Consider the following 24700-nt stretch of genomic DNA (forward strand, 5'->3'; position numbering starts at 1 on the left):
CATGGTTGTCCGCGCACTCGTCTCCACGCTGGCTCTGGTCCTCGGGCTGGCCGTGTCCCCGGCCGCCGCGCAGATCTACGTGAGCCGCGACGCAGCGGGCACGATTCTCCTCTCCGACCAGCCGCTGGCGGGCGCTGTCCGCACCTACGCCGTGCGCAATGCGACCAACGTGCGCACCACGCGCGGCGTCGCCGCCGACGTGGAGGGCATCTACGACAAGACGATCGAAGCGGCGTCGGCGACGCACGGCGTCCGCCCCGAATTGGTCCGGGCCGTCATCCAGGTCGAATCAGGCTTCAACCCGCGCGCGCGGTCCCGCGTCGGCGCCATGGGCCTCATGCAGCTGATGCCGGCGACGGCAGCCGATCTCGGTGTCGACAACCCGTGGGACCCGGTGCAGAACATCAACGGCGGCGTCGCCTACCTCGGTTCCCTCATCCGCGAATTCGGAGACGAAGTGCTGGCGCTGGCCGCCTACAATGCCGGCCCGGGCGCGGTGAACCGCTACGGTCAACGCGTGCCGCCCTATCGCGAGACTCAAGACTACGTGCAGAAGATCGCGCGCAAAACCGACACGATGCCGGTGGCACGCGGCCGGCGCACGGTGATCTACAAGGTCCTCGAGGAGGTCGACGGACAGACGCAGTGGCGGCTCACGGACACCAAGCCCACGAGCGGCCACTACGAGGTCATTCGGTAGTCGCGACCACGCGCCGTGCCAGTTACTGTGCGCGGGCCGGCGGAATCAGAAGACGTTTCACCAACTCCTCGAGCTTCGATCCCCTGCAGTCGTCATCAACGGCAACGATGGTGCCGCTGGCATCTACGAGGACCGGGCGCGGAAGCGATAGCACATCGAAGTCCCGGGCCATCGGGCTCTGGAGTTCGCGCAGCGGGGATCGATGGCATGCAGCCAGGGCATGCGAAATCGTTCCTTGCGAAATCTGCTGACCACGTCTCGATTGGCATCCACGGAGTAGCTCAGGATTTCGAATCCCTGGCGCTGATACCGCCGCAGATTCCCTTCCCGTGCAGTGCGACCGTGCGGCACCGGCACCGCGAGCAGCGATGAGGGCCAGCAACGTCCCGGTAACGGTCAGGATCGCCGTGCCTGTCGCGCGTTGATGGCGTCGCGGAACTCGTGACGCAAAGCCGTGACGTCGGCGCGATCGAGCCGCAGCACGTTCGCGATGCGGCTGATTTCGGTGTCCTCGACGGTCGTGATGCCCTCCTGGGCGGAGACGGTGAAGAGCGCCCGCAGCAGCTGCAACTTCTCATCGCGCGTTGCCAGGGCCTCGAACTCGCGCGCCACCTGGTAGTCCTCGGCAGCTCCATGGCTGCCCGTGGCGACCACGGCGAGCTGGACGAGGTGCTCGGCCTGCTCCGGGGATACGTCGCCTTCGGTGGCGAGCCGCGCCTCCATCACCGCGCGCTCATCGGCGCTGACCTCATGGTCGGCAAAGGCGACGCGCCCGAGCAGGTAGGCGAAGGCAGCCAGCAGGCGGGCGCGTTCTGGGCTGACGCCGCTCAGGACCGTCGCGATCCGGGAGACCGTCTCGGTTTCCTGCGTCGAGGCCGCGTCGGCGCCGAGGCCGAGGGTGCGGAACAGCGCCGAGAGCATCAGCGACGTGGCGCAAGGACGGCGCCAAGCACCGAGCTGACGAGGCTCACCAGCAACGCACCCAGGATGGCGCTGCCGAACCCCGCAATCTCGAACCCGGGCACGAGCGATGCCGCCAATGCGAAGGCGACGCCGTTCACCACCAGGTAGAACAGCCCGAGCGTGAGGATGGTGATCGGCAACGTGAGGATCGTCAGGATTGGCCGCACGAGCGCGTTGACGAGGCCCAGCATCAGCGCGGCGATCAGCAGCGCCGAGACCGAACCCACGTGGACGCCGGGAATCAGGTAGGCGGCGACCCACAGGGACGCCGCCACGATGGCCCAATGCACCAGGAAGCTCATGGCCGTAAAGCTATCAGAAACGCGGATCGCGGGCGAATCGGGTGCCTCATACCGGGTGCCTGGCGCCGGGTGTCGGGTGCACCCCGTCGACCTGAAGGTCGACGGCTACCGACGACGACGGAGGCGCCGTGGCTCCAAGGCGGGTGGCACCTGCAGCGGCGAGGGCCGACCGTCGTTGGGGCCCAGCGGGCCAATTGTAGGCGCCGACCTTCAGGTCGGCGCAGGATGCGCGTGATTCGTCGTTGCGGGAGATGGCAGGCGGCAGGCTGCAGGCGTCAGTCGTTGAGCGTCAAGCGTTACGCGTTAGTCTGGTGTCATGTCCGCGCCGCCGCCGGTGTCCGACCATCCCCTGCGCCTGGACGTGTGGCTCGACGTCGCGTGCCTCTGTAAGACACGCTCGGAGGCCCAGCGGGCCGTGAAGGGCGGCAAGGTCGAAGTCAACGGGGAGCGCCCGAAGCAGAACCGTGAGGTCAAGCCCGGCGACACTGTCACGTTGACCCGCCCGCTCGGCCGGAAGCAGGTGGTCCGGGTGCTCGGCACCTGCGAGCAGCACCTGCCCAAGGCCGACGCAAAGGCGCTGCTGTTCGAGGACATCACCCCGCCCCCGACGCCCGAGGAGCAGGCCTTCCAGCAACTGCTCAAGGACACCCGCCCCCGCGGCCCTGTCATCTCGCCGGACAAACGCGAGCGCCGCGAACTCAGGCGCCTCAAGGGTCGCGCCTGAACCGTCGGGGCGCCCCTGCTATGGCGGACGACCTGTCCCCCCGACAGCGGTGACGGTGGGACAGAGTCCGACGGCTACCCTGCCCGCTACTGCGTCGTGCCCCGGCATCATTGACCAATCACGGGCGTCGAGCGCCGAGCTCGGCGTCTCAAGGTGGCCCGTCCTCCCTCCTCTCTCGTCCGTCCTCCCTCCTCTCTCCTCCGTCCTCCCTCCTCCGTCCTCCGTCCTCTCTCCTCCCTCGTGCTATACTCCCTTGTTTCCGCAGGTCGGGTGGCACGCGCGCCCGGCATCGTGGGGGTCCGTCAGCGGGTCCAGTACCCAGCGCGTAGCCAAGAGTGGAGTAGTTTCGTGGCAAATCACGAGTCGGCGCTGAAGGCGCACAAGCAGAGCGTCGCCAATCGCGATCGGAACCGCCAGGCGCGGACCCGTTTGCGCTCGGCGCTCAAGACCATCCGCAAGGCCATCAGCGCGAACGACGCGGCTGGCGCCAAGGCCGGCCTGAACGAGACGGTGTCGCTGATCGACAAGATGGCCAAGAAGGGCGTCATCCACGACAACGCGGCCTCGCGTTACAAGTCGCGGATTGCCAAGCGCCTCAACGGCCTCGCTGCGGCGTAAACCGCTGCCTGGCCGTTCCTGACGGGCCTGCCGCGCGTCGCGCAGGCCCGCACAGTTCCAGCACCAGCCGTTCCAGGACCACCTGCGGATCGCGTCCGAGCTTGCTCGCCGCGTCGGCGAGGAACAGCGCCCGCACGGCCGCGGCCACACGCGACGGGGCGACTTGCATCATCTTGGTGCGCACCCACCACCCGAGCTGACCAAGCATCTGGAACGGTGAGGACCCGTTCTCGATCATCAGTTGCACGTGACGCAGTGCCGCGGCCGCATCGCCGGCGGCGATCGCATTGGTCACCGCCCAGTCATCGAACTGCTGCGCTGCGCCGACCACCAGCCGCACGTCCTGCTCGGTGATGGCTTTGGCGTCCCCCACAAACAGCACGAGCGTATCGATGTCCTTACGCAGGCGCATGATGTCCGGGCCGGCACGTTCGACGAGGGCCGTCAGTGCGGGCGCGTCGATGCGCTTACCGGCGGCCTTGACCCGGTCGGCGGCAAACTGCATGGCCTCACGCAGCGCCGTCTGCGCACCGCTGAAGCCATCGGTGTTGAAGCCGTCGCACTCGACCGTCGCTGCCAGTTTGGCGAGTGCCTTGCCGAGTTTCGTGCTGCGATTGACGTCGGTCGCGACGAGCACCAGCACGTTGGACGGCTCGGGATTGGCGATGTAGCTTTCGAGCCCGCCAGGGTCTGGCGGCGCCGAGTCCTCTGCGCCGTCCTCGTCCTCCATCTCGGCGAGTTTCTTGCGGCCCTTGAACAGGCGCTCGATGTGGGCAAACACCACGACCCGCCGCTCGCCGAGCATCGGCCGCGTCCGCGCCGCGAAGACGACGTCATCGGGTCGCGCGTCGCCGGCCGTGAAACGCTCGACGTTGAAGCCGCGCAGGTCCTCGTCCACGAGGCCCGTGAGCGAGGCCACGACCTCGTCCTTTCCGGCATCGTCGTCGCCTATGACGAGATAGACGGGAGCGACGGTGCCGCGCTCGAGCGTGGCTGCAAGTTCGCGCGAGGTCATGGCCTCTAGAACGCCTCGAGGATCGACGACACCGTGCGGCGTGCGACCGTGTCGGCGATGCGGTCCGCAGCGGCCCGGTTCTGTCCGAGGAACGCCGAGGCATCGAGCGCGCCGGTGCCGGTCGTGAGGTCGTACTCGTCGAGGATCTCGAGCGACGGGTTCTCCCAGATCAGCTTGTTGGCCTTGACGTCGCGGAACTCGAGCTTGAGTTGCACGCGAACGAGGTACCGGGTGGCCTGGTTGTTCTCGTTGAAGCCGCTCGGTTCGAGGCTGAGCCCGGCCACCGTGCCGCCCAGGATGGCGTCGGCGCCATCGGTCAGGGGGATGACCTGGTACCGGCCACGCCCGAGGAACTCACTGCGGACGCGCGTCGTGAACAACTGCTCGATGTCGTACACCGACGTGTTGTTGGCAAACAGCGGGATGCCGATCACGCGGATGTACGACGGCAGGAAATTGCCACGGCCGGACAGGTTGTAACCGCACGCCGCTTGCAGTGCGGCTGCCGACGGCAACAGTGCTGCCACGAACGCACGACGCGATCGCGAACGCATCACTTCACCACCACGCTCACGAGGCGTCCCGCGGCCACGATCACCTTGACGATGGTCTTGCCGTCGGTGTGCGCTTTCACGTTCGGGTCGGCGAGCGCAGCAGCCTGCACGACGTCGTCAGCCGACCCGGCGGGCACGGTGACGCGCCCGCGCACCTTGCCATTCACCTGCACCGGGAGTTCGACGGCCTCTTCAGCCGCCACCGCCGGATCGCTGACCGGCCAGCCTGCCGCGACGATTCCACCGGTGTGTCCGAGTAGTTCCCACAACTCCTCGGCCATGTGCGGCGCGAACGGTGACATCAGGCGCACGAGCGCCTCCACGGCTTCGCGACCAGCCGCCAGCGTACTCGCCGGCACGTCCGGTACCACCGGCGCGGACTCCTGCTCCGCAGCCGCTCGGCGGCCGGGCTTGAAGACTCCGGTGGCGTCGCCGAACAGGTACAGTTCGTTCACGAGTTCCATCAGACCCGAGATGGCCGTGTTGAGATGCACACGCGGATACAGGTCGTCGGTGAGCTTCGCGATGGTCTGGTGCGTCTTGCGTCGCAGCGCCCGCTCGGGAGCGGAGAACTCCGCCGTGTCGGCAACGGTCGGGGCCGAACCGAGCGCCCCGGCCAGCGGCTCGACGAACCGCCACACCCGCGTGAGGAAGCGAAAGCTGCCCTCGAGGCCGGTGTCGGTCCACTCGACTTCCTTCTCGGGCGGCGCGACGAACATCACGTAGAGCCGCAGCGCGTCGGCGCCGAACTTCGCGATCATCTCGTCCGGATCGACGACGTTGCCCTTGGACTTGGACATGACCTGTCCGTCCTTGAGCACCATGCCCTGCGTGAGCAACCTGGCGAACGGCTCGTCGTGCGACACCATGCCGAGATCGCGGAACACGCGCGTGAAGAAGCGCGAGTAGATCAGGTGCAGGATCGCGTGCTCGACGCCGCCGCTGTAGAAATCGACCGGCGCCCAGTAGTTGCACTTGACCGGGTCGAACGCCTGCTTGTCATTCTTCGCATCAGTGAACCTGTAGAAGTACCAGGACGAATCGAAGAACGTATCCATCGTGTCGGTCTCGCGCCTCGCGGCGCCGCCGCACTTCGGGCACGAGACGTTGACGAACTCCGGCAGCTGCGCCAGCGGCGATTCACCCTTGCCGGTGAACTCGACGATCTTCGGCAGCACCACAGGCAGCTGGTCGTCGGGCACCGGCACCACGCCGCACGACGGGCAGTGGATCATCGGGATCGGCGTGCCCCAGTACCGCTGCCGCGACACGCCCCAGTCCTTCAGCCGGTACTGGATCGTCTTCTGGCCGATGCCGCGCGCCTCGGCCGAGGCCGCCATCGTCTCCCACGCCGTCTCCGTCGCCAGCCCCGAGAACTCGTCCGAGTGCACGCTCTCGCCGAACTCGGTGAACGCCTCGGTCAGCGTCGCGCCGTCGTCGGTCGTCTCGCCTCCGACGGGTTTCACCACGACTTGCACAGGGAGACCGTACTTGCGCGCGAACTCGAAGTCACGCTGGTCGTGCGCCGGGACCGCCATGATCGCGCCGGTGCCATAGCCACCGAGCACGAAGTTGGCAACCCACACCGGCACCGTCTCGCCGGTGAAGGGATTCATCACCCGGCGGCCGGTGTCGAAACCTTCCTTCTCGACCTCACCCGACATGCGGCCGAGGCGATCCTGCTGCCGGAACCGGTCAGCCTTCTTGCGGAAGCTGGCAGGATCGGCGGACTCGCTGGCAAACGTCTCCACCAGTTCGTGCTCGGGCGCGATCAGTACGAACGTCGCGCCGAAGATCGTGTCGATGCGGGTCGTGAAGATCTCGATGCCGTGGGTCGTGGCGCGGCCCTCGACGTCGGCGATCGGGAACGTGGCCTGCACGCCCTCCGACTTCCCGATCCAGTTGCGCTGCATCGTCAGGACCTTCTCGGGCCAGTCGGGAAGGTGGTTGGCGCCCTCGAGCAGTTCCTCGGCGTAGTGCGTGATGCGCAGGAACCACTGCTCGAGCTCACGGGACGTGACCTGCGTGCCGCAGCGCCAGCACGCGCCGTCGATCACCTGCTCGTTGGCAAGCACGGTCAGGCAGCTCGGGCACCAGTTGACGGTCGAACGCCGGCGATACGCCAGGTCGCGCTCGAACATGCGAATGAAGAGCCACTGGTTCCAGTGGTAGTAGTCAGGCAGGCACGTGGCCAGTTCCCGGCCCCACGCGTAGCTGATCCCGAGACGCTGCAGCTGCCCCTTCATGTGCGCGATGTTGTCGAGCGTCCACTGCTCCGGGTGCAGGTTGTTCTTGATGGCGGCGTTCTCGGCCGGCATGCCGAACGCATCCCATCCGAACGGATGCAGGACGTTGGCGCCCTGCATGCGCTTCAGGCGGGCGACCACGTCGCCAATCATGTAATTACGGACGTGTCCGACGTGGGCCCGGCCCGACGGGTACGCGAACATCTCGAGGCAGTAGAACGGCGGCTTCGACGCATCCTCGGTGACCTCGAAGGCCCCGGTCGCGGTCCAGCGTTCCTGCCACTTTTGCTCGATGGATTGCGGAGAATAGTCAGCCACGGTAGAACCCCCAGTATACCGCCCGGGTTGAGGGTATCGGGTCGGGTACCGGGTCCCGGGTATCGGGTACCGGCAGGCTAAAGGTAGGGCCGGCTCTCCGAGCCCGGCCCGTGTCCGGCGCGTTCGGGGAACGCGCCCTACCCGCCATGCCACCTCGTGTTAGCGTTTGCCACCATGCCATTCCCGCGCGCCCTTTGTCTGGCCCTGTTGCTTGCCGCGGCCCCGGCCTTCGGCCAATCGCAATCACCCGCGGCCCTGCCCCGACCCGAGTTCCCGAACCCGCAGTTCGAGCGAGCCGACTGGGTCAACCTCAACGGCTCCTGGCGGTTCGCGTTCGACGACACGGATGCGGGGATGCGGGAGGCCTGGTACGGCGGCGGTCGGCGGTTCGACAAGCAGATCGTCGTGCCATTCGCCTTCGAGAGTCCGAAGAGCGGCATCGCCGACCCGACGTTCCACCCCGTGGTCTGGTACCAGCGAGACGTCACCATACCGGCGGGATGGAAGGGGCGTCGTGTCCTTCTCAAGTTCGGGGCCGTGGACTACCGCGCGACGGTCTGGCTGAACGGGCAGCAGGTCGGCGGCCACGAAGGTGGCAACACGCCGTTCGGCTTCGACGTGACCGATCTGCTGAAGGACGGCACGAACGCGCTCGTGGTGCGCGCCGAGGATCCGCCGACCGACCGTTTCATCCCGCGTGGCAAGCAGTACTGGAAGGAGAAGTCAGAGAGCATCTTCTACACGCGCACCACCGGCATCTGGCAGACGGTCTGGCTCGAGGCCGTCGGCGACAGCTACCTCTCGCACGTGCGGATCCAGCCGGCGATGGATGGCGCGGTGCGCTTCGATGCACGACTCGCACGTCCCGCCGCCGGGCAGGTGCTGCGCGCGGTCGTGCGTTTCGCGGGTACGGAAGTGACGCGCGGCGAGGTGACGGCAGACGGCGGGCGCGCGAGCCTCGGGCTGTCGGTCACCGACCCGCGGCAGTGGAACATCGGCCAGGGCAACCTGTACGACGTCTCGCTGGAACTCCTTCGCGGCACGCAGGTCGTGGACCGCGTTCAGTCGTACTACGGCTATCGCGAGGTGACCGTCGATGCCAAGGGCTTGCAATTCAACGGAAGGCGCGCGTACCTGCGGATGGTGCTCGACCAGGGCTACTGGCCAGAGTCGCTGCTGACGCCACCCTCCGACCAAGCCATCCAGTACGACATCAAGACCGCACAGGCGATGGGCTTCAACGGCGCGCGCAAGCACCAGAAAGTGGAGGATCCGCGCTTCCTGTACTGGGCCGACAAGCTGGGCTATCTCGTCTCCGGCGAGATGGCCAACGCGTACCTGTACGACGACCAGTACGTGGCGCGGTTCACGCGCGAGTGGCTCGAGGTGCTGGAGCGCGACATCAACCACCCGTCGATCGTGATGTGGATCCCGATCAACGAGAGCTGGGGGACGCCGAACCTGCGCGACCGCCGCCAGCAGGCCCACCTGAAGTCGAACTACTGGCTGACCAAGTCCCTCGATCCGACGCGGCTGGTGATCGAGAACGACGGCTGGGAGCACGTGGACACGACCGACGTGTTCGGCATCCACGACTACGCGCGGACCGGCGACATGTTCGCGAAGAAGTACGCGGTACTCGACAACCCGACGGCACGTATCCCGGACAACAGCCGCGCGGCGCTCGTCCCCGGCTACGAGTACAACGGCTCGCCGATCTTCCTCTCGGAGTTCGGCGGCATCGCGTACCACGTGCCCGGATCTCCTGCACCCGAAGGCGCGTGGGGCTACTCCGGCGTCGAGAAGACGCCCGAGGATGCGCTCACCCGATTACGCGGCCTCTACGAGGCCATTGCGAAGGTGCCACGAATCATCGGCGTGTGCTACACGCAGCTGACCGACGTCGAGCAGGAGATCAACGGGCTGCTCACGTACGACCGCAAGCCGAAGTTCGACGTCAACGCCGTGAAGACGATCAACGAACTGGTGAGGGGACAATAAGGACCGCGACGCAGGGACGCGACGGTAGGGCCCGCTCTCCGAGCGGGCCACGAGGATCACGGGAAGTACCGCTCACTGCAGCTTCGTGGCGAGCGCGTTGGTCCCCGCCGCCCACCTCTGCCCGAGGGCGTCCCAGTACATCGCGCGCTCGACGACGATCTGGGCCGGCGCAAGTCCCACGCTCTCGACAATGGCCCCAAAGCGCTTGTCGACCGTCGACGGGAACTCGGTCCGCACATCGACGTTGAACCGGCTGTTGGCCGGGACGGGGAACGTCCGCTCGGCGCTCGTGCCGTTCTCCAACAGCACGGTCACGTTCACCGTCCCGGTCGTGGGAGACGTGTTCGCGAGCAGGATGTAGGTGTCCACTCCGCGGGCTCCCCCGACTTCGCCCTCGGCAAGCGCCCACTTGGTGCCGGTCACCGTTGACCCCGGTGAGTTGTGCGCCTCGTACCAGTTGTTGCCCGGCCACCACATCGCCCGCTCGACGACCACGGGGACGCTGTTGATGGCGCGAATGGTCGTGGACAGCGCGGTATTGGCCAGACGCGCATCTTCGTAGTCCACCCAGATGTTGAAGCGACTGTTTGCCGCGACCGTGTACGGCTTCGTGATCGTGGAGCCGTCCGGGAGCAGGTACGTCGCCTCGATCAGGGCGTCGGACGCGCCGGGATTCGCGATCAGCACGAAGAGATCGAAGAATGGTCCGGTCGCCCCCTCGGCCAGGAACCACTGCGTGGCCGGTGCCGTCACCCCGGCGCTTTCGTGGCCCGCTCCGAACATCTCCCCCGGCAGATCGAGATACATGGCGCGCTCGACGATGATCGGCTGGTCGTTGAGCACCTCGAAGACTGCGGACACGTCGGTGCTGGCCAGCAGCCTCTGGCCGCCGAACTCTTCGACGTCCACCCAGATGTTGGTCCGTGAATCAGCGGGGAGCGTATAGATCTTCTCCAGCGACACCCCGCTGGGTCGCAGGTAGCGCACGCGAACCTGCGCCTCCGCGGCATTGGGGTTCAGCAACAGGTAGAAGAGATTGAACCCGCTGTGCGTGGCCCCCTCGGCCAGATACCAGATCGGCGATGGCGCGGCAACGGCAGTCTCGGCGTGCGCGCCATAGGCATCGGTGCCCCAGGACATGGTGCGGTCCACCACAAAGGGCTGATCGGACTCGAGCTTCGTCGAGAATTCCGTCGTCGCGGCCCCGAACCGGCGGTTCGGATCCACTGTGACACGGGTGGCCGCAGGGAGTGGGACCCGCACGGCCACGGTCGCGGCGCCGACCCGACGATACGATAGCGTCGCCGTGGCGCCGGTGCTACCTGGGTTCAGCAGCGCGAGGCGCGTGTCGAAGAAGCTCGAGGTGGCACCCTCTGCCAGATAGCGAGTGAAGAACCCACGCGGGTGCGTGCCCACGGCCAGTTGCTGCACGTTTGTCAGGCCATCCCCGTCCAGGTCGCCTGACCTGCCGTTGTCACCGGTCGAGGACGTGGGATCCAGGCCGAACGCGGTTTCCCAGTCGTCGGGCAGGCCGTCCTGATCGGTGTCCACGCGGGGTCCGAACAAATACGCCGCACCGGCGCCATTGATGCTGTTGTCGTACTGGTTCCCTATCACTCTCGTGTCGCTGCTCGCCTCGAACGGCGCCCCGACGAGCACGGTATCGGTCGCAATCGCCACCGAGTTGCCAAAGAAATCCCCGGCGTCGGTATTCGAGGCCTTGAAGTAGGACTCCTGGCTCCACGTGGTCCCGTGGCGCACGAACGCATACGCAGCTCCGGCGAAGGCCTCGCCGCTGTCGCCCTGGTCGCCATTCACGTCCGTGGCGCCGCTGCGCTCGCCGGCCGATCCCACGACCAGTCGGTCACCGGCGATGCCAACGGAGTTGCCAAAGAGGTTGAACGTCGCGGTATTCGAGGCCTTCAGGTAGGCCTGCTGGCTCCACGTCGTCCCGGTGCGGACGAACACGTACGCCGCCCCCGCCAAGCTGGCGTCGTTGCCCCCCTGATCGCCGTTCACCCCCATGGCACTACTTTCCTCACCGGGCGCGCCGATCACGACCGTGTCGCCTGCGGCCGCGACCGCCACACCGAACCCGTCGTTCGAATCGGCATTGGAGGCCTTGAGGTACGCCTGCTGGCCCCACGTCACCCCGCTGCGCACGAACACATACGCCGCCCCCGCTTCGTCCGCGCCGTTGTCCTGCTGGTTGCCGTTGACGACGCGGGACCGGCTGTCCTCCAGACCGGCCCCGACGACGAGCGTGTCGCCGGCCAGGGCGGTGGACGTGCCGAATTCGCCGGAAGCCTCCGCGTTCGAGGCCTTCAGGTAGGCCTGCTGACTCCACGTCGTCCCGGTGCGGACGAAGACGTACACTGCGCCGGCATCGTCTGCGCTGTTGTTGCCCTGATCACCATTCACTCCCGTGCCCGCGCCATCCTCGCCTGGCGCACTCACCACCACGGTGTCTCCCCCCACCGCCACCGCAGTGCCGAAGCTATCGTCGGTGGCGGCGTTCGAGGCCTTGAGGCGAGCCTGCAAGCTCCACGACGCACCACTGCGCACGAAAACGTAAGCCGCCCCCTCGCCCTCGTCATCGCCGACCACCACCGTATCGCCAGCCACCGCCACGGAAACGCCGAACGCGGACGAGTTGGAGACCGTCAGGCGGGCCTGCTGACTCCACGACACCCCGTTACGCACGAACACATACGCCGCGCCCCCACTCTCCTCCAGATATGCGCCGACCACCGCGGTATCTCCCGCGATGGCCACCGACGCGCCGAAGAAACTGGACACGCGAGGGGTCGACGCCTTCAGGAAGGCCAATTGCGCGGAGGTCGGACCAGGCGTCTGCGCCGAGGTCGTGTCAGCCAGGGCCAGGAATGCGGCGACCAGAGCGACCAGAAACCGTCGGAACAGCATGGCTCCTCCTTCTGCGAACAGCGGCGTCCTCAGGGTTCTCCTGTGGACACGACACTTTCGGCGGGAGGGCCGGGCAGGTCTGCTCGGGACTGATGTGGGAGTTCGATGATTGCGCCGCTGAACACGAGCGCGAGCATCGGACGCTTGATGTGACTGCTCGTGTTGTAGACCACAACGAAGTCAAATCCAAGTGAAATCGCTGACGGTAATGGGATTTCGGAGCCGGAGGCGCGGCTGGCGCGTAAACGTCTCGCTACGAATGAGGCGACCTGGTGACGGCGGTATGACCGATCGTGAATCTCTGACTTACGGCTTACGGTGCCCGGTCTGCGGTGCCCGCCCTGGGGCCCTTCGGCGTTCAGCGTTCATCGTTCGGCGTTGGTCGACGATGCGCCGTCTGGCTCGGCGCCGGCAGCATGCCGACCGTCGCCGAGCGTCCGCAACCGGTAGTACTGTTTGCCGATCTCGATCAGCGTGAGGACGATCACGATGCCGAAGCCGATCGCCACACCCGTGTTCACCCAGGTGAGGAGTTGGGGCAGCTGGTGCGCAGGGACGACTTCAGAACGTACGGCGGTCCCGGCCACGACCCACACCCGCGCCGACAGGATCATCAGCGCGACGACGAGCTGACACGCCAATGCTGCCAGCTTGAGTGTGACGCGACGAGCCGTGCGCGTCGGATGGAACAATCCGTAAGCGTCGAGTGCCAGGTTCGCGACGCAGACCAGGACCAACGGCACGTACCAGATGCGCCAGACGGGAGCGAATGCGAGCACTGTCGAGAGCGGCCCCATGGCCAGCCACGGCGAAGTCGGCACCATCAAGAGCCAACCGAGCCCCAGGACGCCGAAGATGACCTCGACCACCGCACGTATCCGGTCGTGCAGAGGATCGGGCCGTCGCGCGCCGACCATCCAGTCCGGTATCTTCCGCGGGTCCCAGTCGGGCTTCAGTTGCGCCTGACTGCTGGCCATGTCCACCACCGCGAACCCGATCGTCGTCCAGGCAAAGACGATCAGCGCTCGTTCGGGATACGCGAGCATGCCGTCGACGAAGTGCGGCACGGAGCCGCCACGCAAGGCGGCGCCGATCACGGACACGATGACGGTCACCACCAACGCCACACCGAGCCCGAGCTTCAGCGCCAGCAGGTAGATCGGGAACATCACCGGGCCGATCAGCTGTTGCCGCGGTGCATAGCGGGCGGCAACGACGATCGGGTGCCCGTGCCGGCGCAGGATGTCGGCGAGTTCCTTCTCGGACAGATCCCGGCCCAGCGTCTCGCTGCGCTCCTCGATCTCGGACGCGAGGTTCTCCGAGAGCTCACGGACGATGTCGTCCTGCTGCCGGCGCGGCAGGAAGAAGCGGACGGCGCGAAGGTAACGTTGGTCGAGGGTCATCGGGGGAACTCCCGCAGCAGTCCGGTGAGGGCGGCGTCGAGGGCCTGCCACTCGTCGAGCAGCTGGCCCAGCATCGCGGCGCCGGACGGAGACAATCGATAGAAGCGCTTGTTGCGCTTGCCTTCCTCGCGCCATTCGCTGGCGAGGAGTCCCTGCGTCTCGAGCCGCCGCAACAGGGGGTACAACGTGCCTTCGTCGACCTCCAACCCCTCGTCGGCGAGCTGCTTGCGCAGCGAGTAGCCGTATTGCTCCACCTTGAGCGCGGCCAGCACCGAGGCGATGAGGTAGCCGCGGCGCATCTCACCCTTGAGGTTGTCGAAGAGGGCGGCCTCGGCGTCATGAGCTGTGCGATACATGGTGTACGCCACACAGTATGCCACGCACAGTACGTACGGATCAAGGCGAGGCTCGTTCCGCACGCTCAGAGTGGGAACGGAGGCGACAGCGGCGCAGCGCGCGATCAGCGACGGCGGTGGCCGCGCGTCGCGATCGTTGCCCCGATCGCACCGGCAACGGCGCTCTCGATCAGGATGCGACCGGCACGGACATGCGCGCCGCCACGAGACGCCCATTCGACCAGGGTCAACAGCGTCCCGATCACCGCGGCGACCTGCAGGAAACGTCCGACCCAGCGCTGCCACGGCATGGGTCCGGCCTCACGAGCTGCGCGCCACCAGCGGATGCGACTGCAGCGCCTGCACGGTCTCCCTGCCGCGTCGATCCGGTCCGCCCGCGTCGCGCCACTCGCTGTCGGCGGCAACAGGGCCGTGCAGGACGTCGACGGTGGCGTCGAGGCACGCACGTAGGGCCGTCAGGTCATAGCCGCCTTCGGTGACCACGGCCAAGCGGCCGCCGCATGTCTGCTCTGCCCGGGCGCGGATGGCGGTCAGCCACGCCCGGTAGCCCCTCGTCGTCATCCGCTGCGAGCCCAGCGGATCGTCCTGGTGGCCGTCGAAGCCAACCGAGACGACGATGAGGTCGGGTGCGAACCGCACGAGCGCCTGATCGATCACGGCGTTCCACACCTGGGCATGATCGGCGTCGGTGGCGCCTGCCTCCAGCGGCAGGTTCAGCGTCAGCCCGATACCTGCGCCGTGCCCCGCTTCCGACACCGCGCCCGTACCCGGATAGAACGGGAACTGGTGCGTGTTCACGACGAGCACGGTCGGGTCGCTGTAGAACGCCCATTGGGTGCCGTTGCCATGGTGGACGTCGATGTCGACAACGGCGACGCGCGCGGCCCCGGCTGCGCGCGCCGCGGCGACCGCCATCGCCACGTTCGAGAACAGGCAGAAGCCCATCGCCTGCGAGCGTTCGGCGTGATGGCCTGGCGGACGCACGATCGCGAGCGCCGGCTCGCCCGTCGCGTAGGCGTGCAGCGCGGCCTCGCACGCCGCTCCGGCGGCAAGCCGGGCCACGTCATGGCTGTCTGGCGACGTGAACGTATCCGCGTCGAGGGCGATGGCACGTCCTCGCGTCGCCTTGATCGCGGCCAGGTGACCGGTATCGTGCACCCGCAAGATCTCTTCGTCGGTCGCCGCACGAGGCTCGCGCACGGTGATGCCGAGGTCGCCCGCACGCAGCGCCGCCGCGCGCATGACGTCGCCGCGCTCGGGCGACTCCGGGTGACCTGCCGGAGTGACGTGGTCGAGGACGCGCGGGGTGAAGAGGAGCAGCATGTTGGAACCGGGTACCGGGTACCGGGTACCGGAAATCGGGAATCGGGAATCGGGAATCGACGATGGCGTTAAGCGTTAAGCGTCAACAGGCTACATCCGATTCGGGAGTGGCAGGCATCTACCGCTGCTGAAGCATCGCGGTGGCTCGCTGCTCCAGCCGGTGGAGCTCCGCCTCGAGATCCTGGCGGCGCTGTTCGAGGCCGGCATCGTCAGCCTCCGCGGCCACGAAGAACGGCGGCCCGACCGCCACGGTAACCCGCGAGAACGGCCGCGGCACGAGGGCGCGGTCCCAGCTCCTGACATGCCAGGCCGACGCCGCCTCGATGTGAAAGGGAAGGATCGGCTGACCTGTCGCCTTTGCGAGCCAGAGAGCACCTGGCTGGGCTCGCCGCGCCGGGCCGCGCGGGCCATCGACCGTGAACGCCGTCGGGTGGCCCTGCGCCACGAGTCGCTTGAGTTGCACCAGGGCCTTCACGCCACCGCGGGACGTCGAGCCGCGTGCTGCGGCGTATCCGAACCGATGCATGATGCGGGCGATCCATTCACCGTCGAAGTTCTCGCTGGTGATGGCGACGATCCCGCGATCGCGCCAGAACGGCGTGGCCGGCAGGATGCGGCCGTGCCAGAGCGCCAGGATCGGGCACTGCCCCGCAGCGAGGCACTGGTCGAACGCCTCTGCGCCCTCGCTGGTGTATCGCCAGGTGCGGCCGAGCGCGGCAACCAGCGGCGTTCCGACGTGCGCGATCAGCGCCACTTGTCGCCGCTTCGAGGCAGAGCCCTCCCACGCGGGGCGATCACTCACCCGTGCGCCGACTCCCCGGGCGCGGCACCGGACGCGGCAGCGTCGGCCTGCGCGAGGCGGCCAGCCTTGCGAAGGCGACCCTCCGTCCAGGTCATCAGGTCGACCATCTGGATGGCATCGGTGTCAGGCGTGCTCGCCTTGGCGCCCTTGAGCATGATCGAGCAGAACGGGCAGCCCATCACGATGGTGTTCGCGCCGGTCGCCTGCAACTGCTCGAACCGCGCCTGGCTGATGCGGGTGCCGACTTCGTGCTCCTCGAACAGCAACCCGCCACCGGCGCCGCAGCAGAACGGGTTGTCCTTCGTCCGCTCCGGCTCGGCGACATCGCCCCCATAGCGCTCGAGCAATGCGCGAGGCGCCATGTGTTCTCCGGCATAGCGTCCCAGGTAGCACGGGTCGTGAAACGTGACGGCTTCTTCTTCGAGGCGCAGTGGTTGCTCGTGACGCGTGATCTCCTCGACCAGCACCGACGAGTGCATCACCTTGCCTTCGAAGCCGAACTGCCGGTAGTCGTGCCCGAGCGTCTTCAGGCAGTGCGGGCACGAGGTGACCACCTTCTTCACGCCGGCGTCCTGCAGGTCCCCGACGTTGGCCGCGGCGAGCTCCTGGAACTGGTATTCGTTGCCGGTGCGCTTGGCGACGTCGCCGGTGCAGCGTTCCTTGCTCAGCACACCGAACGTCTTGCCCTGCGCGCGCAGGATCTCGGCAAGCGATCGCAGCGACTTCTGGAAGTCTGGCTCGGTGCCGCCGGCGCAGCCCAGCCACAGCAGGTACTCGTGCCTCGCGGGGTCGAACGTCTCCAGTTGCGCCGACGCGACGAACTTCTGCCGAACGTCGGAGGTCTGCCCCCAGAGGTTGCCGCGACGCTCGAGGTTGTTGTAGACCGGCGCCAGGTATTCGGGCGCCTCGCCGTTGCTGACCAGCCCGCGTCTCGCACCGATGATCACTGGCGTGTGCTCGATGCCGACCGGACACGCGTCCTCGCAGGCACCGCACGTCGTGCATTGCCACAGCACTCCAGGGTCGTACACGTCCACGAGCTTCGCGTCGCTTGCGCCGGCGAGCAACGCCGCCTCGGTCTGGAGGATGAGGGCCTTGGGGTTGAGCAGCTTGCCGGTGGCGGTCGCCGGGCAGTTCTCCATGCAGCGGCCGCATTCGACGCACGTGAAGGCGTCCAGCACGGCCTTCTTCGGCAGGTCCTTCACGGCCTCGAACCCGACCTCTTCCTTCTCGAAGTCGAGGTTGGGCACGGTGCCGAGCACGGGCGCCTTCAGGAACACCGTTGCCGGCGACAGCAGCAGGTGCAGGTGCTTGGAGTTCGGGATCAGCACCAGGAAGGTGTAGATCACGAGCATGTGCACCCACCAGTTGACGCGACCGCCGATGCCTCCCGCGAGCACGAACATGTCGAGCAGGAACGTGACCATCAGCACCGCGATGAAGCCGGCGATCAGGATCGATTCACCGGACACAGTCGTACCGAGCGCACGCGGCCGGACGATGCCGCGACGGACGGCCAGCAGCACGATCCCACCGAGCACCGCCGCGCAGAACGGGACCAGCAGCCACATGTAGACGCGGAAACCGATCGTACCGGTCAGGTCGACGACGCCGAGGCCGTGCAACGTCTCGACCAGCGTGTAGCCGCCGAAGGCGACAAAGCCCCAGAACACGAAGAGGTGCGCGATGCCGACCCACGGCTTGCGCGCGATGACCTTGCCCTGGAAGACGACGTCGACGAGGAACCGCTCGACGCGACGCGGCAGCGCGTCGAGGGAGAACGATCCGGGCGCGGCCAGCACGAGCCGCCAGCGCGTCGACATCTGGACAGCGAACAGGGCCAGGCTGGCAAGGACGACGACCCAGAACGCGAGCATCTCGAGCATGCGAGTCGAGGATAGAACAGCCTGCGGCCTACGGCCTACAGCCTGCTCGCAGGCTGCAGGCTACAGGCTGCAGGCTATCTCTTGAGTTCCGCAATGAGGGCCGGCACGATCTCGAACAGATCACCGGCGATGCCATAGTCGGCAATCTCGAAGATCGGTGCCTCGGGATCCTTGTTGATGGCAACGATCGTCCTGGCGCCCTTCATGCCCACCACATGCTGGATCGCCCCCGAGATGCCAAGCGCAAGATACAGCCTCGGCGCGACCGTCTGCCCCGAGCTGCCGATCTGCCGATCCATCGGTAACCAACCGTTGTCGCAAATCGGGCGCGACGCCGCGAGCTCGGCGCCCAGGGCCTCGGCCAGTTGCCTGACCATGTCGAGGTGCTCGGGGCCCTTGATGCCTCGTCCGACCGAGACGATCCGCTCGGCGGCGGTGAGATCGACCGCCTGCTTGGACTCCTTGAACGGCGGCTCGGGACGCTGGCGCACCGCGGCCGTGTCGAGGCTCACCGCCTGCGCCGAGACGGGCGCACTGCCCTTCTGCACAGCGTCGGCGCGGACCGCGCCCGCCTGCAAGGTCGCGAAGTGTGGCGCCGCGCCCACCGCAAGGACGTCAGCGAGCAGCCGCGCCTGGAACACGGGCCGCGTGAAGCGGAAGCTCTCGGCATCGGCGCCAACGGCCACGCAATCGGACACCAGGCCGCGCCCGCAGCGAGTCGCGAGCGTGGGCATGAAGTCGCGCGCCTGGTACGTGTGCGCCGCCAGCACGAGCGACGGTGCAGTGGCGCCGACGACCTCGGCCAGCGCCGCAACGTACGCGTCGGCCGTGTAGTCGGCCAGCGCCGCGTGCTCGACGACGAGCACCTGCGTCACCTGCGCTTCGGCCAGAGCCGCGCCGATCGCCGCGATGTCATGACCGGCGACGACCACGCTCACGGGTTGTCCCAGCGCCTGCGCGGCGGCGATGGCCTCCCACGTCGAGCGATGTACCTGGCCGGCATTGTGTTCAGCGATGACGAGAATCATGACGCCACCACCCGTGCGTCCTCGCGCAAGGCGCGGACCAGTTCGCGGGCCGCCTCCGCGGGCGTGCCCGCGATCATGCGCGTCTGCTTCTGCTTTTCGGGCGCCCGCAGATCGACGAGCTGCTGCGCCGCGTCCGCCGCTGTCGCTGTCGCTGCGACAGCGCGGATTTCCTTCTTCTTCGCGGCCATGATCCCCTTGAGCGTCGCGTACCGAAGTTGGTTGATGCCGCTCTGGATCGTCAGCAAGGCCGGCAACGGCATCTCGAGCCACTGGAACCAGCCGCCCTCGAGTTCGCGCTTGACGCGCACGCCGCTGCCCTGCACCTGCACGTCCATGATGATGGTCGCGTGGGCCAGCCCGAGCCGCTCGGCGAGAATCACGCCGGTCTGGCCGAAGCCCATGTCGTCCGACTGCAGGCCGGTGAGCACGAGATCCGGTGACTCGGGGCCGATCGCGGTGCCGAGCGCGGCCGCCACGACCAACGCGCCGGCCCTCGCAAGCGCCTCGCCTTCGACGTGCAACGCCCGATCCGCGCCTCGCGCCAGTGCCTCGCGCAACACCTGCGTGACGCGCGACGGACCCGCGGAGACGACGATCACCTCGCCGCCGTGCGCTTCCCGCAACCGCAGCGCGGCCTCGAGCGCGTAGGCGTCGGGCTCGTTCATCTCGAACTCGGCGTCGCCATCGCGAATCCAGGTTCGCGCCTCGTCGGGACGGACCTGCCAGTCGCGGGTGACGACCTGCTTGATGCACACGACAATTTTCATGGTGTCAGTTCAGGAGCTTGCGTCTCAAGTCTCAGGTCCCAGGCTCGCCAACAGGGAGATCGAGGTGCCGGCATGAACCTCGCTCAGGCCGTCGGGCGAGAGCCCGGCATCGTCCGCGGTCACTCTCGTCAGGCGGTTCACCCTCGCCGGCGAGGCCGTCTGAGCTTGAGACGTGAGACCTGAGACCTGGGCGTGGTGTCGCCTATTCTTCGTACGCCTTGAACAACAGCGACGCGTTGGTGCCGCCGAAGCCGAAGGAGTTCGACAGCGCGTAACCGATGCGTCCCGGGCGTGCCGCGTGCGGGACGTAGTCCAGGTCGCAGCCTTCGGCCGGGTTGTCGAGGTTGATGGTCGGGGGCAACACCTGGTGCTTGATCGCCAGCGCCGTGATGCCGGCCTCGAGCCCGCCCGCGGCACCGAGCAGGTGCCCGGTCATCGACTTGGTGGACGACACGGCGAGCCGATATGCGTGGTCGCCGAACGCCGTCCTGATGGCCTGCGTCTCGGTCGGGTCGTTGACCGGCGTCGACGTCCCATGGGCGTTGATGTAATCGACCTTCGACGGATCGATGCCGGCCTTGCGCATCGCCATCCGCATCGAGCGCACTGCGCCCTCGCCGCCTTCCGGCTGGCCGGTCATGTGGAACGCATCCGAGGTGCTGCCGTAGCCCACCACCTCGGCATAGATCGAGGCGCCACGCGCCTTCGCCCGCTCGAGTTCCTCGAGGATGACGATCCCCGAGCCCTCGCCGATGATGAAGCCGTCGCGATCGCGGTCGAACGGCCGACAGGCCCGCTCCGGTTCGTCGTTGCGCGTCGAGAGGGCGCGCATGGAGCCGAACCCACCGACGCTCATCGGCGTGACCGCGGCCTCGGCGCCACCGGTGATCATCACCTCGGCGTCGCCGCGCTTGATGATTTCGTACGAATCGCCGATGGCGTGCGCACTCGCCGAGCAGGCGGTGCACGACGACTGGTTGGGGCCACGGGCGCCAAAGCGGATCGAGACCTGGCCCGATGCCAGGTTGATGATCGCCGACGGAATGAAGAAGGGCGAGATCTTGCGTGGCCCGCCCGCGAGGTAGGCCTCGTGCTCGTTCTCGATGGTGCGGAACCCGCCGATACCCGACGCGATGTACACGCCGATGTCGACCGAGTTCTCGACCGTCACCTCGAGGCGTGCGTCGTCGACCGCGAACTGACTCGCAGCGATCGCGAACTGGATGAAGGGGTCAATCTTCTTGACCTCCTTCTTCTCGACGTAATCGAGCGGGTCGAAGCCCTTGACTTCGCCCGCGATCCGCGTCGAGAACGACGTCGCGTCAAAGTGGGTGATCGTGCCGATACCCGATCGGGCGGCGTTGATCGCCGCCCAGTTGGCACTGGTGCCCACTCCGAGCGACGACACCAGCCCGACACCCGTCACCACGACTCGCCTGGACACTCCCCCTCCGTCCCCGGTCTCGTTGCCGGTGTGGCAGTACCTACTTCTTCGCCTTGCCGTGCTGCTCGATGTAGGCGATCGCCTCGCGCACGCGGGTGATCTTCTCCGCGTCGTCGTCCGGGATCTCGACCGCGAACTCCTCCTCGAAGGCCATCACCAGTTCCACCACGTCGAGCGAATCGGCGCCGAGGTCGTCCACGAAGGACGCATCCGGCGTGACCTCTTCCTCGTCGACGCCCAGCTGCTCCACGATGATGCTCTTGACCTTGTCTGCCACAGACGACATCTGACACTCCTCCTGCTCAGGCGTACATGCCGCCATTGATGGCGAGCACCTGCCCGGTGATGTACCCAGCCGCATCTGATGCGAGGAAGCACACCGCCGCGGCTACATCTTCCGGCGTGCCCAAACGACCGAGCGGGATCGCCGACGCCCAGTTGGCCTGGGCGTCCGAGCTGATGTCCCGCGTCATGTCCGTATCGATGAGCCCCGGGGCCACCACGTTGACGGTGATGGACCGCGAGGCGACTTCGCGCGCGAGCGCCTTGGAGAAGCCGATGATGCCGGCCTTGGTCGCCGCGTAGTTGGTCTGCCCGGGGTTGCCACTCTGGCCGACGACCGAGCTGATGCTGATGATTCGCCCGCTGCGCTGCTTGAGCATGGTTCGCAGCACGGCCTGCGTGCAGAGGAACGTGCCGGTGAGATTGGTCGCCAGCACCGCGTCCCAGTCCTCGCGCTTCATGCGCAGCAACAACTGATCCCTGGTGATGCCGGCATTGTTGACGAGCACGTCGAGGCGCCCAAAGCGCGCCGTCGTCGTCTCGACAACGTGTTGCACCGCCTCGGCGTCGGCCACGTCGGCCGCGAACGCGAGCGCCTGGCCGCCGGCCGCCGTCACCTCGGCCGCCACGGCAGCGGCGGCATCACCACGGGAGGTGAGCACCACGGTCGCGCCGGCGCCGGCGAGCGTGAGGGCCGTCTGCCGGCCGATGCCACGCGACGCGCCGGTGATGACGGCTACCTTGCCTGAGAGATCGAGCCTCACGATGCTGCGAAGAGCGCCTCCACCGCGGCGAGTTGTTCAGGGGCTCCGAAGCTCACCACCTGAGCCTCGCGATCGATCTTGCGCACCAGTCCCGCGAGCACCGTTCCCGGGCCCACCTCAACATACGCGCGCACACCAGACGACACAAGATACCCGATGACGTCCTCCCAGCGCACGGCGCCGGATACCTGGGCGACGAGCGCGTCGATGGCCGACGCGGCGTCGCGGCGCGGTTGCCCGTCGACGTTGGCCACGACCGGCACGCGTGGCGCCTGGACGGCGAGCGCCCGCAACTCCGGTTCGAGGCGCGCCTGCGCCGGCGCCATCAGCGCGCAATGGAACGGGGCACTCACGTTCAGGGCGATCACCCGCTTGGCGCCCCGGGCCTTGGCCTCGACGCCAGCCCGTTGGACAGCGGCCCTGGACCCGGCGATCACCACTTGTCCGGGCGCATTGAGGTTGGCAGGGCTCACGACCTCGCCCTGTGCAGCGGCCTCGCAGGCCGCGGTCACGGTCGCGGCGTCGAGCCCGAGGATCGCCGCCATGGCGCCTGCGCCAACCGGCACCGCCTCCTGCATGTACCGGCCGCGGTGTGACACGACGCGCACGGCATCGGCGAAGGCCAGCGTCCCGGCCGCCACATGCGCCGAGTACTCACCGAGCGAATGCCCCGCCGCCCACGCGGGCGCCAGCCCACGCGCCTCGAGCACGCGCCAGGCTGCCACACTGGTCGCGAGGATCGCGGGTTGGGTGTTCTCGGTGAGCGTGAGCTGGTCGTCGGGGCCGTCGAAGCACAGGCCGCTCAGCGAGCGGCCCAGCGCGGCGTCGGCTTGGTCGAAAGCGGCGCGTGCCTCGGGGAACGCGCCGGCCAGGGCCTTGCCCATGCCGACTGCCTGCGAGCCCTGTCCTGGAAAGAGAAAGGCAATCATTCTGCGTGTCCATGCGACGTCGAGACGCGCAGCGCGCCGGTCTCCCGCAGTCCGTCCTCGAGGCGCGTCACGAGCCGCTCTCGCGCGAATCGCGCCGTGAGCCGCACCCCCGTCGCAATCGCCTTCGGCGAGGACCGCCCGTGCCCGATCACGCACACGTGACGCAGGCCGAGCAGCGGTGCCCCGCCGTACTCGGAATAATCCAGGCGGGCCCGGAACCGGCGCAGCGCGCCGCGCGTCAGCACGGCGCCGACCTGCGCGGTCACCGACCGCGCCATCTCGTCGGCCATCAGCGCGTCGATGGCCTCGACCAACCCTTCGCTGGTCTTCAGCACCACGTTGCCGGTGAAGCCGTCGCACACGATCACGTCAGCCGCGCCCGTGAACAACTCGGAGGCATCGAGGTTACCGATGAAGTGCAGCCGCGTCTCCGCGATGCGCGCGTGAGCCCCTCGCACGAGCGGTGTTCCCTTGGCGGCTTCCTCGCCATTGGACAACAGCCCGACCCGCGGACGATCGATACCCAGCATCGCCGACGCGTACGCTGCGCCGAGCCGCGCAAACACCAGCAGGTGCTGGGGCCGGCAGCTCACGCTCGCCCCGGCGTCGACGAGAATCGCCGCACCGTCGCGCGTCGGAATCGTCGCCGCGATGGCTGGTCGCTCGATGCCGTCCAGCAAGCCGAACGCCGCGTACGCGGCCATCACCGCCGCGCCCGAGTGCCCCGCGGTAAAGAGCGCCGCCGCCTCACCCGCCGCGACCGCCTCGGCCGCCACGCGCACCGACGCGCGAGGCCGGCGGCGGACCGCCACCGCGGGCTCGTCCATGCCGACGACATCAGGGGCGTCGAGAATGGCGATGGAAAGGCTGTCGACTTCGGGGAACCGGGCGAGTTCGTCCTCGAGCATCGCGCGCGCCCCGACCAGGGTCAGGGCGAGGCCGTCCTCGCGGGCAGCCGCCACCGCGCCGTGCACCACGGTGCGGGGGGCGTCGTCGCCCCCCATGGCATCGACCGCGATGCGCATCATCCGCCTTCGCCAAGGCTTCGGCGGACTACGTCCACGCCAAGGCTCCGGCGGACCACGTCCACGCCAGGGCTTCGGCGGACTACGTCCAGGCCAAGGCTCCAGCGGGCAGGGGCCAGCATGTGGGCGAACCGGCTCAGGCTTCCTCGGTGACCGGGCGCACCTGCCGACCGCGGTAGTGCCCGCAGTTGGTGCACACCACGTGGGGTGGCTTCAGTTCGCTGCACTGGGGGCAGGGACCGAGGGCCACGGCCTTGAGGGCGTCGTGCGTACGGCGCTTGCTCGTACGGCTCTTCGAATGGCGTCGCTTGGGATTCGGCATGAC

24 protein-coding genes are annotated in these 24700 nt (G+C 67.8%); 4 read left to right on the forward strand and 20 right to left on the reverse strand.

Annotation, left to right across the window (positions count from 1 at the left end; translation table 11 throughout):
* Position 1: 1 nt before the first annotated feature.
* A complete protein-coding gene (locus LuPra_RS34095) occupies positions 2–700 on the forward strand; it encodes a lytic transglycosylase domain-containing protein (protein WP_110172731.1) in 699 nt (232 codons plus the stop codon).
* Positions 701–1096: 396 nt separating this feature from the next.
* On the opposite strand, the gene LuPra_RS21960 is transcribed toward LuPra_RS34095, so the two are convergent.
* Positions 1097–1621, reverse strand: coding sequence for a tellurite resistance TerB family protein (locus tag LuPra_RS21960; RefSeq protein WP_110172732.1), 525 nt, complete (start codon positions 1619–1621; stop codon positions 1097–1099).
* Positions 1621–1965 (reverse strand): phage holin family protein, encoded by a 345-nt coding sequence (locus LuPra_RS21965; protein WP_110172733.1) that lies wholly within the window; start codon positions 1963–1965, stop codon positions 1621–1623. Before LuPra_RS21965 ends, LuPra_RS21960 begins: the two co-directional genes overlap by 1 nt.
* A 316-nt stretch (positions 1966–2281) precedes the next feature.
* On the opposite strand from LuPra_RS21965, the gene LuPra_RS21970 reads away from it, so the two are divergent.
* Positions 2282–2689 (forward strand): RNA-binding S4 domain-containing protein, encoded by a 408-nt coding sequence (locus tag LuPra_RS21970; RefSeq protein ID WP_110172734.1) that lies wholly within the window; start codon positions 2282–2284, stop codon positions 2687–2689.
* 348 nt (positions 2690–3037) lie between these two features.
* The gene (gene rpsT, locus LuPra_RS21980; RefSeq protein ID WP_110172736.1) at positions 3038–3307 is read left to right on the forward strand and encodes a 30S ribosomal protein S20; all 270 of its coding nucleotides are present in this window, start codon (positions 3038–3040) and stop codon (positions 3305–3307) included.
* On the opposite strand, the gene holA is transcribed toward rpsT, so the two are convergent.
* The 3 genes from holA to leuS are packed head-to-tail and all read right to left on the reverse strand — an operon-like array spanning position 3285 to position 7440.
* Complete coding sequence (holA, locus tag LuPra_RS21985) at positions 3285–4322, reverse strand: DNA polymerase III subunit delta (RefSeq protein WP_110172737.1); 1038 nt, start codon at positions 4320–4322, stop codon at positions 3285–3287. The two genes, rpsT and holA, sit on opposite strands and share 23 nt — an antisense overlap.
* Positions 4323–4327: 5 nt before the next feature.
* Positions 4328–4876 (reverse strand): LPS assembly lipoprotein LptE, encoded by a 549-nt coding sequence (gene lptE, locus LuPra_RS21990; protein ID WP_110172738.1) that lies wholly within the window; start codon positions 4874–4876, stop codon positions 4328–4330.
* Positions 4876–7440, reverse strand: a complete 2565-nt coding sequence (leuS, locus tag LuPra_RS21995) for a leucine--tRNA ligase (protein ID WP_110172739.1) — start codon at positions 7438–7440, stop codon at positions 4876–4878. The genes lptE and leuS overlap by 1 nt, the downstream gene beginning before the upstream one ends.
* Positions 7441–7614: 174 nt before the next feature.
* On the opposite strand from leuS, the gene LuPra_RS22000 reads away from it, so the two are divergent.
* Entirely contained in the window at positions 7615–9441 is a 1827-nt protein-coding gene (locus tag LuPra_RS22000) for a glycoside hydrolase family 2 protein (protein WP_110172740.1), read from the forward strand.
* Between the two features lie 72 nt (positions 9442–9513).
* On the opposite strand, the gene LuPra_RS22005 is transcribed toward LuPra_RS22000, so the two are convergent.
* The 15 genes from LuPra_RS22005 to rpmF all read right to left on the reverse strand — a co-directional run bounded on the left by LuPra_RS22005 (position 9514) and on the right by rpmF (position 24697).
* A complete protein-coding gene (locus LuPra_RS22005) occupies positions 9514–12366 on the reverse strand; it encodes an FG-GAP repeat protein (RefSeq protein WP_110172741.1) in 2853 nt (950 codons plus the stop codon).
* Positions 12367–12731: 365 nt separating this feature from the next.
* Positions 12732–13769, reverse strand: coding sequence for a hypothetical protein (locus LuPra_RS22010; protein ID WP_110172742.1), 1038 nt, complete (start codon positions 13767–13769; stop codon positions 12732–12734).
* Positions 13766–14125 carry a PadR family transcriptional regulator gene (locus tag LuPra_RS22015; protein ID WP_110174818.1) on the reverse strand — a complete coding sequence of 120 codons (360 nt, stop codon included), beginning with the start codon at positions 14123–14125 and terminating at the stop codon, positions 13766–13768. The genes LuPra_RS22010 and LuPra_RS22015 overlap by 4 nt, the downstream gene beginning before the upstream one ends.
* Before the next feature lie 104 nt (positions 14126–14229).
* On the reverse strand, positions 14230–14415 hold the full coding sequence (locus LuPra_RS22020; RefSeq protein WP_110172743.1) for a hypothetical protein: 186 nt from the start codon (positions 14413–14415) through the stop codon (positions 14230–14232).
* A gap of 10 nt (positions 14416–14425) precedes the next feature.
* The gene (locus LuPra_RS22025; protein ID WP_110172744.1) at positions 14426–15448 is read right to left on the reverse strand and encodes a histone deacetylase family protein; all 1023 of its coding nucleotides are present in this window, start codon (positions 15446–15448) and stop codon (positions 14426–14428) included.
* A 118-nt stretch (positions 15449–15566) separates the two neighbouring features.
* Entirely contained in the window at positions 15567–16250 is a 684-nt protein-coding gene (locus LuPra_RS22030) for a lysophospholipid acyltransferase family protein (RefSeq protein ID WP_157899530.1), read from the reverse strand.
* The gene (locus tag LuPra_RS22035) at positions 16247–18136 is read right to left on the reverse strand and encodes a (Fe-S)-binding protein (RefSeq protein WP_110172746.1); all 1890 of its coding nucleotides are present in this window, start codon (positions 18134–18136) and stop codon (positions 16247–16249) included. The genes LuPra_RS22030 and LuPra_RS22035 overlap by 4 nt, the downstream gene beginning before the upstream one ends.
* Before the next feature lie 74 nt (positions 18137–18210).
* Complete coding sequence (locus tag LuPra_RS22040) at positions 18211–19164, reverse strand: electron transfer flavoprotein subunit alpha/FixB family protein (protein ID WP_110172747.1); 954 nt, start codon at positions 19162–19164, stop codon at positions 18211–18213.
* Positions 19161–19931 (reverse strand): electron transfer flavoprotein subunit beta/FixA family protein, encoded by a 771-nt coding sequence (locus tag LuPra_RS22045; protein WP_110172748.1) that lies wholly within the window; start codon positions 19929–19931, stop codon positions 19161–19163. Before LuPra_RS22045 ends, LuPra_RS22040 begins: the two co-directional genes overlap by 4 nt.
* Before the next feature lie 202 nt (positions 19932–20133).
* Positions 20134–21375: a beta-ketoacyl-ACP synthase II gene (gene fabF / locus LuPra_RS22050; RefSeq protein ID WP_110172749.1), complete on the reverse strand. Its 1242-nt coding sequence runs from the start codon at positions 21373–21375 to the stop codon at positions 20134–20136.
* Between the two features lie 40 nt (positions 21376–21415).
* A complete protein-coding gene (locus tag LuPra_RS22055; RefSeq protein ID WP_110172750.1) occupies positions 21416–21661 on the reverse strand; it encodes an acyl carrier protein in 246 nt (81 codons plus the stop codon).
* 16 nt (positions 21662–21677) lie between these two features.
* Positions 21678–22421 carry a 3-oxoacyl-ACP reductase FabG gene (gene fabG, locus LuPra_RS22060; protein WP_110172751.1) on the reverse strand — a complete coding sequence of 248 codons (744 nt, stop codon included), beginning with the start codon at positions 22419–22421 and terminating at the stop codon, positions 21678–21680.
* A complete protein-coding gene (fabD, locus tag LuPra_RS22065; protein ID WP_110172752.1) occupies positions 22418–23350 on the reverse strand; it encodes an ACP S-malonyltransferase in 933 nt (310 codons plus the stop codon). The genes fabG and fabD overlap by 4 nt, the downstream gene beginning before the upstream one ends.
* Positions 23347–24378, reverse strand: a complete 1032-nt coding sequence (gene plsX / locus LuPra_RS22070) for a phosphate acyltransferase PlsX (RefSeq protein ID WP_110172753.1) — start codon at positions 24376–24378, stop codon at positions 23347–23349. Before plsX ends, fabD begins: the two co-directional genes overlap by 4 nt.
* A 133-nt stretch (positions 24379–24511) precedes the next feature.
* The gene (gene rpmF, locus LuPra_RS22075; protein ID WP_110172754.1) at positions 24512–24697 is read right to left on the reverse strand and encodes a 50S ribosomal protein L32; all 186 of its coding nucleotides are present in this window, start codon (positions 24695–24697) and stop codon (positions 24512–24514) included.
* Positions 24698–24700: the final 3 nt, after the last annotated feature.

It is taken from the genome of Luteitalea pratensis, from assembly GCF_001618865.1.
Classification (GTDB): domain Bacteria; phylum Acidobacteriota; class Vicinamibacteria; order Vicinamibacterales; family Vicinamibacteraceae; genus Luteitalea; species Luteitalea pratensis.

What these genes read in the sequence shown, in the direction of transcription:
- LuPra_RS22035 (WP_110172746.1), bottom strand. Translation starts at nt 18,136, where the DNA reads ATGCTCGAGATGCTCGCGTTCTGGGTCGTCGTCCTTGCCAGCCTGGCC.
- LuPra_RS34095 (WP_110172731.1), top strand. Translation starts at nt 2, where the DNA reads ATGGTTGTCCGCGCACTCGTCTCCACGCTGGCTCTGGTCCTCGGGCTG.
- LuPra_RS22055 (WP_110172750.1), bottom strand. Translation starts at nt 21,661, where the DNA reads ATGTCGTCTGTGGCAGACAAGGTCAAGAGCATCATCGTGGAGCAGCTG.
- LuPra_RS22040 (WP_110172747.1), bottom strand. Translation starts at nt 19,164, where the DNA reads ATGATTCTCGTCATCGCTGAACACAATGCCGGCCAGGTACATCGCTCG.
- LuPra_RS22010 (WP_110172742.1), bottom strand. Translation starts at nt 13,769, where the DNA reads ATGACCCTCGACCAACGTTACCTTCGCGCCGTCCGCTTCTTCCTGCCG.
- LuPra_RS22015 (WP_110174818.1), bottom strand. Translation starts at nt 14,125, where the DNA reads ATGTATCGCACAGCTCATGACGCCGAGGCCGCCCTCTTCGACAACCTC.
- holA (WP_110172737.1), bottom strand. Translation starts at nt 4,322, where the DNA reads ATGACCTCGCGCGAACTTGCAGCCACGCTCGAGCGCGGCACCGTCGCT.
- LuPra_RS22005 (WP_110172741.1), bottom strand. Translation starts at nt 12,366, where the DNA reads ATGCTGTTCCGACGGTTTCTGGTCGCTCTGGTCGCCGCATTCCTGGCC.
- LuPra_RS22045 (WP_110172748.1), bottom strand. Translation starts at nt 19,931, where the DNA reads ATGAAAATTGTCGTGTGCATCAAGCAGGTCGTCACCCGCGACTGGCAG.
- LuPra_RS22020 (WP_110172743.1), bottom strand. Translation starts at nt 14,415, where the DNA reads ATGCCGTGGCAGCGCTGGGTCGGACGTTTCCTGCAGGTCGCCGCGGTG.
- LuPra_RS21965 (WP_110172733.1), bottom strand. Translation starts at nt 1,965, where the DNA reads ATGAGCTTCCTGGTGCATTGGGCCATCGTGGCGGCGTCCCTGTGGGTC.
- LuPra_RS21960 (WP_110172732.1), bottom strand. Translation starts at nt 1,621, where the DNA reads ATGCTCTCGGCGCTGTTCCGCACCCTCGGCCTCGGCGCCGACGCGGCC.
- lptE (WP_110172738.1), bottom strand. Translation starts at nt 4,876, where the DNA reads ATGCGTTCGCGATCGCGTCGTGCGTTCGTGGCAGCACTGTTGCCGTCG.
- LuPra_RS22000 (WP_110172740.1), top strand. Translation starts at nt 7,615, where the DNA reads ATGCCATTCCCGCGCGCCCTTTGTCTGGCCCTGTTGCTTGCCGCGGCC.
- fabD (WP_110172752.1), bottom strand. Translation starts at nt 23,350, where the DNA reads ATGATTGCCTTTCTCTTTCCAGGACAGGGCTCGCAGGCAGTCGGCATG.
- rpmF (WP_110172754.1), bottom strand. Translation starts at nt 24,697, where the DNA reads ATGCCGAATCCCAAGCGACGCCATTCGAAGAGCCGTACGAGCAAGCGC.
- plsX (WP_110172753.1), bottom strand. Translation starts at nt 24,378, where the DNA reads ATGATGCGCATCGCGGTCGATGCCATGGGGGGCGACGACGCCCCCCGC.
- LuPra_RS22025 (WP_110172744.1), bottom strand. Translation starts at nt 15,448, where the DNA reads ATGCTGCTCCTCTTCACCCCGCGCGTCCTCGACCACGTCACTCCGGCA.
- LuPra_RS21970 (WP_110172734.1), top strand. Translation starts at nt 2,282, where the DNA reads ATGTCCGCGCCGCCGCCGGTGTCCGACCATCCCCTGCGCCTGGACGTG.